10 protein-coding genes are annotated in these 14956 nt (G+C 48.5%); 9 read left to right on the plus strand and 1 reads right to left on the minus strand.

Features of this window, described 5'->3' with window-relative positions:
* The first annotated feature begins 58 nt into the window (after window positions 1–58).
* The 3 genes from NDI34_RS10105 (at window position 59) to NDI34_RS10115 (ending at window position 4822) form a co-directional block, all read left to right on the plus strand.
* Entirely contained in the window at window positions 59–2524 is a 2466-nt protein-coding gene (locus NDI34_RS10105; RefSeq protein WP_348232605.1) for a caspase family protein, read from the plus strand.
* Between the two features lie 300 nt (window positions 2525–2824).
* Window positions 2825–3847 carry a hypothetical protein gene (locus NDI34_RS10110; RefSeq protein WP_348232587.1) on the plus strand — a complete coding sequence of 341 codons (1023 nt, stop codon included), beginning with the start codon at window positions 2825–2827 and terminating at the stop codon, window positions 3845–3847.
* 171 nt (window positions 3848–4018) lie between these two features.
* Complete coding sequence (locus tag NDI34_RS10115; protein ID WP_348232588.1) at window positions 4019–4822, plus strand: phytanoyl-CoA dioxygenase family protein; 804 nt, start codon at window positions 4019–4021, stop codon at window positions 4820–4822.
* A 213-nt stretch (window positions 4823–5035) separates the two neighbouring features.
* Here the strand turns inward: NDI34_RS10115 and chlP are convergent, their stop codons facing one another.
* Window positions 5036–6256: a geranylgeranyl reductase gene (gene chlP / locus NDI34_RS10120; protein WP_190412958.1), complete on the minus strand. Its 1221-nt coding sequence runs from the start codon at window positions 6254–6256 to the stop codon at window positions 5036–5038.
* A gap of 183 nt (window positions 6257–6439) precedes the next feature.
* Here chlP and yidD point away from each other — a divergent pair, with 183 nt between their 5' ends.
* From yidD to NDI34_RS10150, 6 genes are all read left to right on the plus strand, one after another.
* Complete coding sequence (yidD, locus tag NDI34_RS10125) at window positions 6440–6916, plus strand: membrane protein insertion efficiency factor YidD (protein ID WP_348232589.1); 477 nt, start codon at window positions 6440–6442, stop codon at window positions 6914–6916.
* Between the two features lie 281 nt (window positions 6917–7197).
* The gene (locus NDI34_RS10130; protein WP_348232590.1) at window positions 7198–8214 is read left to right on the plus strand and encodes a TOBE-like domain-containing protein; all 1017 of its coding nucleotides are present in this window, start codon (window positions 7198–7200) and stop codon (window positions 8212–8214) included.
* A gap of 85 nt (window positions 8215–8299) precedes the next feature.
* Entirely contained in the window at window positions 8300–9949 is a 1650-nt protein-coding gene (locus NDI34_RS10135) for an ABC transporter substrate-binding protein (protein ID WP_348232591.1), read from the plus strand.
* A 162-nt stretch (window positions 9950–10111) separates the two neighbouring features.
* Window positions 10112–11137, plus strand: coding sequence for an ABC transporter permease (locus NDI34_RS10140; protein WP_348232592.1), 1026 nt, complete (start codon window positions 10112–10114; stop codon window positions 11135–11137).
* Window positions 11138–11559: 422 nt separating this feature from the next.
* Window positions 11560–13884, plus strand: coding sequence for a hypothetical protein (locus NDI34_RS10145; protein WP_348232593.1), 2325 nt, complete (start codon window positions 11560–11562; stop codon window positions 13882–13884).
* Between the two features lie 207 nt (window positions 13885–14091).
* Complete coding sequence (locus tag NDI34_RS10150) at window positions 14092–14820, plus strand: response regulator transcription factor (protein ID WP_190411733.1); 729 nt, start codon at window positions 14092–14094, stop codon at window positions 14818–14820.
* Window positions 14821–14956: the final 136 nt, after the last annotated feature.

Raw genomic sequence — 14956 nt, forward strand, 5'->3', positions numbered from 1 at the left:
CTCTAAAGCCTAGCCCCTGATAGGCTGATCGAGTACTGGCTAATGGCTAATGGCTGATATGGGATTGAATCGGCGAAGTTTTCTGCAACGGGCGGGGTTGGCGCTAGCGGCGCTGGGCGTAAGCGAAACGGCCCTATCTCTACTGGGAGATCAAAGCTTTGCGGTGCCTCTGCTAGATCGCTATTATCAGGCGCTGGCACAACCGAGTGGGCGGAAGTTAGCGCTACTGGTAGGAATTAATCAGTATCCGCGTGGGACAGAGACGCGATCGCTTCCGTCTCTCCAAGGTTGTGTCACAGATGTAGAACTGCAACGGGAACTTTTGATTCATCGCTTTGGTTTTCACCCTAGCGATATTCTGACGCTGACAGATAGCCAAGCAACGCGGCAGAATATTGAAACTGCTTTTCTGGAGCATCTCACAGAGCAGGCGGCGGCGGGAGATGTTGTCTTGTTCCACTTCAGCGGCTGCGGTAGCCGCGTCAGAATCGGGGCTGAGGAGAATGGACTGAGGACTTTGGGTGCCGATAAATCTTCACTCAGTCCTGAGTCTACCCTTGGGGACGGGGAAAGGGTTGCGACTGCACAGCTAACGCCTACAGTCTTCAACACTCAAAATAGTTTGGTGCCAGTAGATGGGGTGCTGCTGACGAAAGGGGCACCGGCGAATGATTTGTTGGAAGAGACTCTGCTGTTGCTGTTGCGATCGCTTCCCACAGACCAAGTCACAACGGTACTGGATACCAGTTACACTGACGCCGATACTCTCCTCCACGGCAACTTGCGGATTCGTTCTGCCCGACAACCGCTAGCAGAGCAAGCGAGTGACGAGGAACTCGCTTTTCAGGAACAACTCCTGCTGCGTCTCAAATCTTCGCGGGAACAGCTCAACAAGCAGTATAAGCCCGGTCAGATGCCTGGAATCGTGCTGGCAGCGGCTGGTCCCAGTCAACTGGCGGCAGAGGCTCCTTGGGGCGGTTTCAGCGCTGGATTGTTCACCTATGCCCTGACGCAACATCTCTGGCAGGCGACTCCTCCCACTACGGTTCAAGTCAGTTTCAGTCGAGCGGCTGGGGTCGTTGAGCAGCTGGTGGGGAAAGAGCAACAGCCCCAGTTAAGCGGTCAAAGAAGTAACCAGCCTTCCTTGTTACCCTATCAGCCGGAAATTAGCATTGGCGCGGATGGCGTCGTTACAGCGGTGGAAGAGGGCGGTAAAACGGTACATCTGTGGCTAGCAGGATTACCTGCACCCGTTTTGGAATACTACGGAGTGAATTCTCAGCTGAGTGCTTCCCTACCCCTCTCGGAGGTTCAGACTCCAGACAGCAACGCGGCAGGTGAAGTTTCCTCAGTTCCAACTCAACTGCAACTACACATTCGTTCCAAAGAGGGTCTCACCGCCAAGGCGCGAGTTATCGGCAGCACAGACACTTCTAGCCTCTCTAGCCTCCAAGTGGGGCAACTGGTTCACGAATCCGTCCGGGTGTTGCCCAAAAATATAGGCTTGACGATTGCCTTAGACGCCGGACTGGAGCGAATTGAACGGGTGGATGCCACCAGTGCTTTTGCCAGCGTTCGCTCTGTATCATCCGTGGTAACGGCAGGAGAGCAACCCGCCGATTATTTGTTTGGCAAGGCGCAGACACCCGATTATCAGGGGGGATATGGGTTATTTTCTCTCGGTCGGGATTTGATTCCCAATACCGTTGGGGAATCGGGTGAGGCGGTGAAGGCGGCTGTGAATCGGTTAGTGCCCAAACTGAAAACGTTGCTGACAGCGAAATTATTGCGTCTGACGGTCAATGAAGGGTCTTCCCGCTTGGGAGTGGGAGCAACGTTGGAGATGATTTATCCCAATCAAAAGGTGCTGCTAAAACGAGAAACGCTGCGGATGACAGGGGACGCCATTGTGGATTCTAATTCTAGAAGCGAGTCATCGCGTCTTGACGACTCAAAAATTACTTCTGAGGGAGGCATCCCCACCATCCCCATCGGTAGCCGCATCCAGTACCGAGTCCAAAATTATAGCGATCACCCGATCTATTTGATGCTTATCGGCGTTGATAGCGGCGGTGCTGGTGTTGCTCTCTATCCGTTGCAATTTCCCCAAATCGGGGACAGTCCGGATGCGAAACCAACGGTCAAAGAGCTGGTTGTGGAGGCGGGTGCTACCCTGATCGTGCCACAACCTGCTGGCTCTTTTGAATTGACGATTCGCGGTCCTAGTGGGTTAGAAGAAACTCTTCTAATTTGCTCCTCGGCACCCTTTACCCAGACGATGGCGGCTGTAGCATCAATTCGCGGGTTGAAGGGAGAGGGAGTGGGCGAGTTGTTTAAGCCGCTGAATGTGGCGCAGGCGGTGCTGCAAGACTTGCATCAGGCGAGTACGTTAGGGAAGCGGCATGAAGGGGAAACCGAAGCGATCGCTTCAGTCCCTACCGAAACGATTGCTGTCTCTTCTGACTCCTACGCTCTAGATGTGAGAAGCTGGGCAACACTCAGCTTTATTTATCAGGTGGTTTAAAAGCGATCGCCCTACCTTTACATTTCAGATGTGCCGATGGGTTGGGACTGGGAAGGGGAAATTAGCGTTTTGAGTTTTAGAGACGCGATAAATCGCGTCTGAGTTTTGAGTGAGAAGAGCATTCTTTAATTCAAAATTCAAACCCCTGGCATTGAGCGAAGCCAAGGGTTATAACTCAAAAAGTCTTTACCCATTCCCCATTTCCAATCCTCTGCGACTAATCTGCAAATTAAATGCACATCGGCTGATAGTTTTGGCACGGATTGGGAATACTAAGACTGAAAGCTAACAGGATGAAAAATGAAAATTCCCAATCTGGTTGCGATCGCAAAGCTTGCGCTTCCTGCACTGGCGCTTTCTTCCCTGCTAGTATCTGCCGTTGCTACCACTGCCCAACCCCAGCCTAATTCATCTCCAACCCTGTCAAATCAAGAACGAGAGGAACTAGAACGACTGCGGCAAGAGAAAGAAATACGCGATCGCGTCCAAGCTGAAGTTGACAGCGCCTTTAGCCGCATCACCACGCTGCTTAATACTTTGGTACTTGTTCTGACGCTGTTTCCGATTGCGATCGCTGTTAGTGCCGTTCTGCTTCGTCGCAGTATGACGAATCAAATAATTTCAGATGCTCAAAAGGAACTCGCGCACCTACAAGAACAACTTACTAGACAAATAGAAGAGACAGTCAAAGCTAACTTAAAATTAAAACAATCTGCTTTACCGCAAGAAGCTAATCTTTTTGAAACGGATACTTTAAGCCAATTAAATACAACTTTATCTCAAGCTCAGATTATATTAGAAGACCTAAAAGAACAGAAACAAAGTGTACAACAAGAAATTGCAAAATTCAGTTATGCACAAGCTGTTAAAATTCCGATCGTTATAGATAGAGAAATTGAAAGCTCTAAATTTGAGCATTCTTATCAAAAGCATGAACTGGTTTCCGATACCCTATCGGAGCCTATAGCTCAAACAAACGATGCAGTGTCTGAGCAAAGAGTGACAGAAACAGAATCTGTCAATCAAAATCTTGATTTAAACGCCAATGATTACTTGATTTTAGGTAATTCTTGCTTCTCTGAAGGTCGATATTTAGAGGCAAATCAATCTTACAACTTAGCGGTTAAGATTGAACCAAACTTTTCGGAAGCTCGATATAACAATGCTCGCTGCTATGCAATGCAATACCGCCTTAATCTAGCAGTCGGAAACCTACAATGGGCAATTGATATTGAGCCTAGGTATAAAGAAATCGCTAAAAATGACGAGGCTTTTAGCGCAATTCGAGGAGAAGAGTTATTTAAGCAACTATTGGATGAATAGTTTTATCTAAACTCTTTTTATAGGTTTATTTATTAAGTATTAAAATTTACAAGAAAACGCTCTTTTTTTAGAGGTGAGGGCTTTAAAACGCCTAATTCTTGGATTATTAATTATCATAAATAAAACTTTAAACTACAGCCATTCGCTATACTCAATCGCTAAAATCAAAAGATGATGACAAAGCGCTATAACCACCAACAAATCGAATCGTTCGCCCAAGCGGTTCTGAACGATGGCTATTGTGTGTTGCCCAATCACTTTTCCCCGGTAACACTTAATTCTTGGCGTGAAGCTTTCACGCCTTTGCTAGAAGATCACATTGTCCGCGAAGGCAAGCTTCGCAATCGCGGTTCAGCCCGCTATTATGTAACCCTTCCTTTCACTGCTCCTTTTGCCGATCCTAGTATTTACGAAGATGACGATATTCTGGCACTTGTAGAGTTGTTAGTAGGCAAAGATGCAGTGATGTGCCAACTAGCAACTGACACACCTTTGCTGGGGTCTGAATATCAAGACGTGCATCGAGATGCGCCGCCACTTTTCCCCGAAATGGGTACAGAAACGCCGCCATTCCAGTTAGCTGTCAACTTTCCACTCGTAGATATCACTCTGGAAAACGGGCCAATGGAGATTACGCGCAGTACGCACATGATTTCTAAAGAGGAAGGACTGCGCCGCATGGAGTCTGGAGAAGCCAAGTTAGAACCTGTCACAATGCAACTGGGTGATGTGATGATCCGGGATGTTCGGGGTCTGCACCGGGGTACTCCTAACTACACGGAAATACCGCGTCCGATGGTTGTAATTGGCTATAGTCGCCGCTGGATGTTTCGTCCTGAGGTGTCGATTAATATTCCGCGTGCAACTCTAGATACACTCTCCGAACGCGCCCGTCACTTGTTGCGTTTTAATCCGATTGTGGAATCCGTAGACGATAAATCCGAGGTTGAGGTTTATCAATCGTTTGCTTACTAAGTCGCTTACTAAGTTTAGTTGTGACTGTTCTAAGTTCAAGTAGCGGTCGGTCTTCTTCTGTCGTCAATCAAAACTCTCAGAGGAGCGCTATCTGAATATTACGAGGATAAAAAAACCAGCGTTGGATTCTTAAGCTCCAACGCTGGGTGAAAAACCATTTGTTAATGTTCTAGGTTTTTTTGCTTTTCAAATTCTGCTTACCGATAGAAACCACTAAGGAGCTAGCGCGTTACCCCGTAACAAGCTACCAATCGTTTTGGCAGTAATTTTCATCTGAATCAAGGGATTTGCCGGAACGACTGTTTTGTACAGGTAGCTATCGAAGGTAAGCTTCTGCACGTCTTTGTCGGCGCACATTTCCACAAACGCTTCGCGAGTGGCATCAGAGCGATAGAAGACGGTTTGCAGAATGTCCAGCACCTTGTAGGTGATGCCGTATTTCTTATCCCAACGCTTCAGGTACAGCTTCAGGTCGGCTTCTGTGGGGATGCGGGTACCACCGTTGGAAGTTTCAACAATGGTTTCTGCACACATCCGCGCCGACTTAGCGGCAAAGTAAATTCCCTCTCCAGAAGACTTCGTAACCGTTCCGGCGGCGTCTCCCACTAGAGCAACGCGACCGACAACGCGGCGGGGTCTGGGATGCTCTGGAATTGGGTGAGCTTCTACTTTGATGATTTCGCCGCCTGCAAGTTTTCTAGCGGCACGCTTGCGGATGCCTGCTTGCAGATTTTTGATGTCGGCTTTGTTCACCTTCATGGTGCCGGTGCCGACGGCGACGTGGTCGTATTTGGGGAATACCCAGGCGTAGAAATCGGTGGAAACATCGTTCCCGACGTACATTTCTGCCAGGTCGTTGTAATAAGCCATTTTGTCTTCTGGCAGGCGAATGCGCTCTTGGAAGGCGATCGCATAATTGTAATCCCCGGCGTCAATTGCCTTCGCAACGCGGGAATTCGCCCCATCTGCCCCAATCACCAGATCGACTTTCAGGGTTTTCATCTCCCCTTCAGCGCTACCGTTCGAGTGATCGGCGTAGTGCAAGGTGTAAGGGTCAGTATTGCCCGTGGGAATATCGAGTTTATAAACAGTGCCGTTAATTAAATTTGCACCCAATTTAGCTGCGCGATCGCGTAGGTATCCATCCAATACCTCGCGGCGACACATACCGATATATTCATGTTCTTTTTCAATGTTGATATCTACCTCAATGTTGGAAGGTGAGATCATCTTCATTTTTCTGACCCGCCGATCAATAATCTCAGGCGGTAGGTCAAACTCGCTCACCATGCATAGCGGAATTGCCCCGCCACAAGGCTTTGCGTTGTCTAGCTTGCGCTCAAACAGGTAAGTCTCAATTCCAGCTTTTGCTAGCGTTTCGGCAGCAGAGGAACCCGCCGGACCCGATCCCACAACAGCAACCCGTAGTACCAAAGCTATTCTCCCGATTCTCTTACGGCTACAAGGTGAGATGGTATCACGGACTTTTCGGTTGTCCCAGCAGGATCGTGCAGGTTGTGACTGAATTGCAACAGAGCTTAACACATTGAAAACTAAATCGCGGTTCCTGGGGTTGTAGCTACTCCCAATCACTCCAGAGATTTTTGCTCCAACTCTATGAATGCTCCTTCCCTCGATTCTGCAATTCGGCAAATCGCGATCGCTTCTATCGGCGGCTATCAGAGGCACATTTCACCCCGCAAAGGGTTTTCTTGCGCTCATCGATTGCTTTACAAGGGGGAATCTTGCTCTCAGTACGCCAAGCGCATGATTGCACAACAGGGTTTGGTGGGGGCGATCGCCACGGTGCGCCAACGATTCCGAGCTTGTAAAATCGCAAACCAAATTTTGCAAGCCAGGTATAGCAGTCAAGCTGATAGCGATCGCTCCAAGCGCGAACGCAGAAATAGAAACTGGGGCTGCAACTGTGATGATTATGGTGCTGTAGATTGTGTCTCAGGTGTCTCAGAGCTGAGCTGTGAAGCGCTAGATTGTTTCTCTGAAATGGATTTTGCTTCCTTAGATTGTGGAGTCGCAGATTGTGGCTCTGGGATAGATTGTGGAGTCGCAGATTGCGGGAGTTGCGGAGGATAAAACATTCATCCTTCTTTTTGTTACCCCCCGACTTCAACTTAATTTAAGAATGCTGTGGGGGAGAGCAGGCAAAATCTAACTGTTCTCATTTTGCCTGCGAGTTTTGTTGACCCCCAGGTTTCTAGCAAATGTCAATTAATGCAAATAGATTTTAGGTATGGTATATATGTACGTTAATCTCATCGATAAACCGGAGATTTGTCTATCCTGAACTTTGATGGGTCAATGAAAACCCAGATTAGGATAGCTAAAAAAATATTCTTGTCTAGGGGTCGAAAGTAGTGGGCATTGTTGTTGAAAACGTCTCTAAAGAGTTCGGCAGTTTTAAAGCCGTTGACGAAGTCAACTTAGAAATTCAATCAGGCTCCTTGGTCGCGCTTTTAGGACCTTCGGGTTCTGGTAAATCTACACTGCTGCGACTGATCGCCGGTCTGGAAATGCCAGATAGAGGGAAAATCTGGTTGACTGGTCAAGATGCTACTCATCAGAGCGTTCAAGACCGCAACATCGGGTTTGTATTCCAACACTATGCTCTATTTAAACACCTCACCGTCCGCAAAAATATTGCCTTTGGCTTAGAGATTCAAAAAACTCCCAAAGGCAAAGTAAAGGCGCGGGTAGAAGAATTGCTGGAGTTAGTGCAACTAAGCGGACTAGGCGATCGCTACCCTTCCCAACTCTCCGGCGGTCAGCGACAACGAGTTGCCTTAGCCAGAGCGCTAGCAGTTCAACCCCAAGTATTGCTGCTAGATGAACCCTTTGGAGCCTTAGACGCCAAAGTGCGTAAGGATTTGCGGGCTTGGTTGCGACGCCTGCACGATGAAGTCCACGTCACCACCGTGTTCGTCACCCACGACCAAGAAGAAGCGATGGAAGTTTCCGATGAAATTGTGGTGATGAACAAAGGCAGAGTCGAACAAATCGGCACACCCGCTCAGATTTACGATCACCCAACGACGCCGTTTGTCATGAGTTTCATCGGCCCGGTGAATGTGTTGCCCAGCACTTCCCGCATTTTCGAGGCAAACGGGTTTGATTCGACCCAAGCAGAGATTTTCCTGCGTCCCCATGATGTCGTCGTAGACACGAACCCCAACGGCAGCTCCGTACCGGCAAGAGTGAACCGCTTGATTCATCTCGGCTGGGAAATTCAGGCAGAATTAATCCTAGACGATGGTCAGGTCGTCACGGCTCATATCACGCGAGAGCGGTTCGACCAGTTAGATTTGGAGCCGCAACAGCGAGTATTCGTCAAACCAAAGGATGCGAAATCTTTCCCGCTGTATTTTTCGATCTAGCACTTCAGGCGTCAACACTCAGCTTTCAGCTGAATCGGCTTTAATTAGATATCTAAGTCGATTTGAAAGAGCGCATAGTTAAGTTATGAAGTGGGGACGCCTGTCTATTCATCGGTGGCGGTTCATCGGACAATTCTTTTGTCTGTTTTGTCTTTGTTGTTTTCTCGCGATCAGCTGTGGGAAGCGACCGGCGTCTGATTCAGCGACTTCTCCCAGTCCTGGTGGTGCCAATTCGGGTCGGATTACCATCGGTACCACCCAGAAGCCACGGACGATGGACCCGGCAGATAATTACGAGCTAGCAGCCGTCTACTTGCTCTATAACCTGAGCGATCGCCTGTATACCTACGAATTGGGAAGCACCCAACTCAAGCCGCAACTGGCGACGGCAATGCCGAAAGTGAGTCCAGACGGGTTAACTTACACGATTCCTGTGCGTCAGGGCGTCGTCTTCCACGATGGCACTCCTTTTAACGCCAAAGCGATGGAATTTTCCCTGCAACGCTTTATCGAAAATAAAGGAAAGCCGTCATTTCTTCTAGGCGATGCGGTGGACTCAGTGAAGGCAACTGGCGACTATGAGTTAACGATTAAGCTGAAAAAGCCGTTTGCTGCTTTTCCCGCCTTGCTAGCCTTTTCCGGTGCCGCTGCGGTTTCACCGAAAGCTTATGAAATTGGTACTGGAAAATTCAAGCCAAACACATTTGTGGGCACTGGCCCTTACAAGTTGACTCAGTTTAGCAGTGAGTCGCAGCGATTGGATGTTTTTGACCAATATTGGGGCGAGAAACCAGTAAATAAAGGAATTGACGTGCAAGTGCTGAGCAATTCAGCCAACTTGTTTAACGCATTTCGCACGGGAGGCGTGGATGTCGCTTACCTATCCCTCGATCCCGACCAGATTGCCAGCTTGAAAGATGGGGCGACCAAAGGGAGCTGGCAAGCGATCGAGTCTCAGGGGAGTGCTGCTAGCTTTCTGGTGCTGAACACCAAGAGTAAGCCGCTAGATAACCCAGTCGTGCGCGGTGCGATCGCATCCATCGTCAACCGACGTTTGGTGAATGAGCGATCGCTCAAAAATCAAGCCGAACCTCTCTACAGCATGGTGCCCACTACCTTTGATGTCTACAAGCCAGTATTTAAAGACCAATACGGGGACGGCAATACCGAAAAAGCAAAACAACTGTTGCAGCAAGCGGGATACTCTCCTACCAATCCCTTGAAGCTGCAAATTTGGTATCCCTCGACTTCACCGACTCGCCGACTCGCTGCCAGTACCCTCAAAGCAGTGGCAGATCAACAGCTAGGAGGAATGCTGCAATTTGAAGTCAACACCGTAGACTCTGCTACCTTCTTTAAAAGCGTCTCCCAAGGTCTTTATCAGACCGTCTTACTGGATTGGTATCCAGACTTTCTCGACCCTGACAACTATGTTCAGCCATTTCTGGAGTGTCCGAAAGGATCGGCGGCAAACGGCTGTGAAGACGGCGCAAGCCAGAATCAGGGTTCCTTTTATTACAGCGATCGCATGAACCAGCTGATTGCCCAAGAACGAAAAGAGCAAAACCCCGAAGCCCGCAAGAAGATTTTTGCGGATATTCAAGACCTACTGGCGAAAGACGTACCTTACGTTCCACTCTGGCAAAGTAAAGACTTCGCCTTTACCCAAAAAGGTGTCAGCGGTCTCCGCATCAACCCCACCCAGGATTTCGCCTTCTGGACAATTAGCAAATAGTCTTGAGTTTTGAATTAAAAGTCAAGAATACTTTTGAGTTTCCGGTGTCGAGTTTTGAGCTAAAACATTTTAGAAATCGAAAATCAAACGACGATTCCTCAAAAAAACTCAAAACCTTGAACTTTAATTCAAAACTCAAAACTCAAAACTCAAAACTCTTTTATGTCACGCTCCAAAGCCCTACAGTCTTACATCTTCGTCCGCCTTCTCCTAGCACCCTTGATGCTATGGATCATCATCACCCTAGTGTTTTTGCTCCTCCGTGCCACCCCAGGCGACCCGGTGGATGCAGTTTTAGGCGGTCGCGCCCCAGAAAGCGTCAAAGAGCAATATCGTCAACAGTTGGGGCTATCAGATCCCTTACCGTTGCAATATATTCGCTATTTGGGTTCCCTACTTAGCTTGAACTTGGGGACTTCGCTGACCAGTCAGGGTCAAGATGTTTGGGGTGAGATTCAGAAATACTTTCCCGCGACAGTAGAATTAGCAGTATTTAGTATGGCGATCGCTTTCCTGGTCGGCGTCGGCGTTGGCATCCTTTCCGCCACCCGTCCCGGCACGGCTATAGACGCTAGCGGTCGTTTGTTTGGCATCATCACCTACTCGCTCCCGATATTCTGGGTAGGGATGATTCTACAGTTGATTTTCTCGGTTCAGCTAGGCTGGTTTCCCTTAGGATCGCGCTTTCCCCTAACTACAGCACCCCCGCCACTCATCACGGGTCTTTATACGATTGATAGTCTCCTCAGCGGTAACTTTGAGCATTTTTTCACCGCATTGCATTATCTCGCCCTCCCCAGCTTGACCCTTGGAATCCTCCTCAGCGGGATTTTCGAGCGGATTGTACGGGTGAACTTGAAGCAAACCCTTAAGGCGGATTATGTAGAAGCAGCTAGAGCCAGAGGCATTCCAGAATCGCGGATTCTCTTTGCCCATGCCCTGAAAAATGCCATGATTCCAGTCATTACCGTCCTGGGGCTGACTTTAGCCGCATTGCTTGGCGGCGCAGTTTTAACAGAAGTTACCTTCTCTTGGCCTGGTTTAGGAAATCGGCTTTATGAAGCAATTTCTTTACGAGATTACCCTACTGTGCAGGGAATCATGGTATTTTTTGCGTCGATTGTCGTAGTTGCTAGCATTTTGATTGATATTATCAATGCTTACATCGACCCTCGAATTCGTTACTAAAACCGGCAACTCAGACAAAAAGAATGGCTAAATTAATCGCTTTTGGTTGATAAGGGGAAATTAATTCAGCCATCTTGATTGGCTGCTGCCCTTGTTGCCAAAAGCTCAGCACTATTAGGAACTTTATGGTGCTTCAGATACGGTATTGAGCGAGCGACAACCTTCACTTGTTGAAACGATTAGGTGAAGTATGGTGACGCAGAAGTGATGGAAGTGCTTGAAAACCCGGTTTCTTAAGAAACCGGGTTTCTGATATGCAGCCTCATTTTAGGTTGATTAACGGACAGTAACGGTGTTTGAGAAGGTGGGAACTCCGCGATCGCACTGAGAGCCAAATGCCAGTTAATGAGATATCCAGCAAATTTCCCGATGAAGTAGGGAAAGGAAGCAGCCAATAATCTATTTAGATTTCCGGCTGCATAATGCGTAGAATTCGGCTGCTTGCTTTAGCTACCATCAGCTTTGTTGCGACTCTAGTAGGCTCCTTCTTTGACCCGGTAACATTGCTGCACCGCCTTCTCTCAATAGCGCTAAGCACCGTTTTTACCCTCAATTTGGGTATCAGCAGTCCCAATGCCGATTCTGCCTCTGTTGCCGTTGCTGCTCACCCACCTGCCATTCAAACTGCTGTATTTAAGGATACGCTGAATCAATTTGCTTCTGAGTCTCAACCACAGCAAACCCTCGCAAGCCAACCCAGCATTGAGAAGGTTGCTCTGACAAATTACTGTGGTTCTGGCACCATCACTAAACCCACTAGCGGAATCGATACAGACACGAGAGTTTATTCTGTTTTCTATGACTTCAGCCGAGGTCAAGAGTCAGTGAATTCTGCCGCTTGTGGTCGGGAGTATTGGATTCCAGTCGAGCAAAGCAATCCTTACTACGGACTTGTATTTGTTTATTGGGTGGATGGATACAAAAATCGCGTTTCTTCTACTCGTTATGTGGAAACGAACAACGGGAAACTCATTGTTTGGGATGGTAATCCAGTCAATCCTCTACTGAGAAGAATCCTGACGCGGCAAGATGGAAACCAAGCCCTTTCTCATGCGATCGCGCGGATTCTGAATTGGAGGCAGCTAAGGCGCATTCAGACTGCCTCTATCCCCCAAACCCTTATAAATAACCAGAACCAAGCTTCTACAGCAGCCCAAACCGCCTCTACTTCTGCTTCCCCAAACCCTCAAACCAGCAAAACAGCAGCTCAAAACTATTGTGGCTCTGGGATGCTAACTCAACCCGGTAAAGGAGTTGATCGGGATGGTCGCCTTTACTATGTTTTCCATCACTTCAATCGAGTTCCAGAGAAAGTGAATCCTGCCGCCTGCGGTCGGGAGTATTGGATTCCAGTTGAACGCAGTAATCCTAACTACGGTCTTGTATTTGCTTATTTGGTGGATGGGCAAAAAAATCGCGTTTCTTCAATCCGTTATGTGGAAACCCGCAAACGGCAGCTGATCGTTTGGAATGGGAATGCAAACTCTCAACTCCGGAGAACCACGAGGCAGCGAAACGGAACCCAAGTGATTTTTCAAAACTGGTTCCGGATGGTTTTGAATCAGAAAAAGCTGATGGGTCAAGGTCAGACCATCTATACTCCTCCGACAACTGCTCAGACACCCGCAACTCCTCCCCTAACCCCCGCAACTCCTCAACCCGTACCCAACACTCCCCAAACCAGTAATCCATTGCTAATTGGTTTTGGTGGCGACACTAGCAACGTAGAAGGAACTTGGATGCACAGCCTTGACGTTGCCAAAGAAGTCGGTTTACCCAAACCGAAAGCTGCATCGCTTGGGGTGGAGGTGGGATGGCAACCCATCTGGTTTGGTTGTGTCGCCGGTCAGAAAACTTGCGCCACGACAGACCGGATGTTTAAAGAAGGGGTTGTCCCCGTCTTTATCGTTAACTTGATTACCCACGATGTCCAAAGTAAAAAAACTTGGGCTGAAATTGAAGCCAGAAAGAGTTGGTACTTCTCGGAGTTAGATCGCCTCGCGAAAGATGTACTCTCTAAGACCCAAGGGACGGTATATGTATCGCTGGAACCGGAGCATAATCTGGTAGGAACGCTCCGCGATCCCGTCAATGCGAATTATGGGTGGGATGCCAGTATTCCGCAGAAGTTCGGGCTGTTAATGGCTGAAGCGGCCCAAAGATTACGTACCTCAGCGAGTTCGGTTCCGGGACTGAATTTGAAAGTGGGTTTGGCTTTCGGTGACTTCAATGCCTCCCCCACGGGTCTGCAAAACTATTTACCTGATTTGAAGGCGGCTGCACCGGGAGTCGATTTCTTTGGGTTTCAAGTAACCCAAGGCCCCTGGCGGAATGACGGAAACGGATGCCAACGCTTAACCCCCGATCAAGCGAAGCTTTATGATATGCCCGACCGAGTAATTGCGATCGCCCAATTCATCCAAACCCAACTGCAAAAGCCGTCTCTGATCGATTACTTTTTCCTGATGGCTGATGCTGGCACCGATTGGGACGAGGGAGGCGCGAAAGTTTACCAGGAATTACAACAGCGCTCCTTAGAACTGCAAAACGCTGGATTGATTGGCTTGTTGCACTTTACCCTCATTGATACGCCACAATCTGCTCCAAACTCGTACTGGTGTGACGGTGAGAAAAATCGGGGTATTATCAAGCCCGCAGCCCAACTTTCTAATTTCAGTTACAAGCGCCCCCTTCAGCTGAAAAAGATGGGCAAGGCACTGGGAGATTGGATTAGCGCTCAAAGCTAAACGAGCACATTTCACCCAGTCACGATCCTTTCTGGTGGGGCAGATAGAATGCTCTGCATGTTTGTGCGATCGCCAACTCTCTTGATAATCCAAGGTTTTCTTTAGAAAGAATTTAGAATCCTTGCGTATAATCTGTACAGGAATCTTTGGATTCCGATAAAGGTTCTTATAGAAACTTTAAAATACTGTAGCAATAATTTAGTAGTGATGCCCCGGATACTCGTCATCGACGACGACGCTGCGATCGCAGAATTAGTTACCATCAATCTGGAAATGGCTGGATACGATGTCAGCCAAGCACCAGATGGCATTAAAGGTCAGGCACTGGCTTTGCAACTGCAACCAGACCTGATTATGCTTGACCTAATGCTGCCCAATGTAGACGGTTTCACCGTCTGCCAGCGGTTGCGGCGGGATGAACGCACTGCCGATATTCCGGTGTTAATGTTGACAGCACTGGGTCAGACTCAAGATAAGGTAGAAGGCTTTAATGCCGGAGCCGATGATTACCTGACCAAGCCGTTTGAACTCGAAGAAATGCTGGCACGAGTCAGAGCCTTGCTGCGACGAACAGACCGTATCCCCCAAGCCGCTAAACACTCGGAAATCTTGCACTATGGCTCTTTAACCTTAGTCCCAGAACGCTTTGAGGCTATTTGGTTCAATCAGACAGTGAAGTTAACGCATCTGGAGTTTGAATTACTGCACTGCTTACTCCAGCGTCATGGTCAAACCGTTTCTCCCAGTGAAATTCTGCGAGAAGTTTGGGGCTACGATCCCGACGATGACATTGAAACGATTCGGGTGCATATTCGGCACTTGAGAACGAAGCTAGAACCCGATCCCCGCCACCCGCGCTATATTAAGACCGTCTATGGTGCGGGCTACTGTCTGGAGTTGCCGACTGAAGAGCAAGTTAGCACAGACGCAAGCTGATTGATTGTTGATTTGCCTGTGTTGTGTTCATCAAGATGTGTTCATCAACAGCCCTTTCTTCCTGGGTGGGGAAGGTCTGCTTGAAGAGAATGGAACGGTTCTAAGCTTCCCGGAGAAAGCAAAAAAACCGACCTTG

This window comes from Trichocoleus sp. DQ-U1 (genome assembly GCF_039961925.1).
In the GTDB taxonomy this organism is placed as follows: Bacteria; Cyanobacteriota; Cyanobacteriia; order Cyanobacteriales; family FACHB-T130; genus FACHB-T130.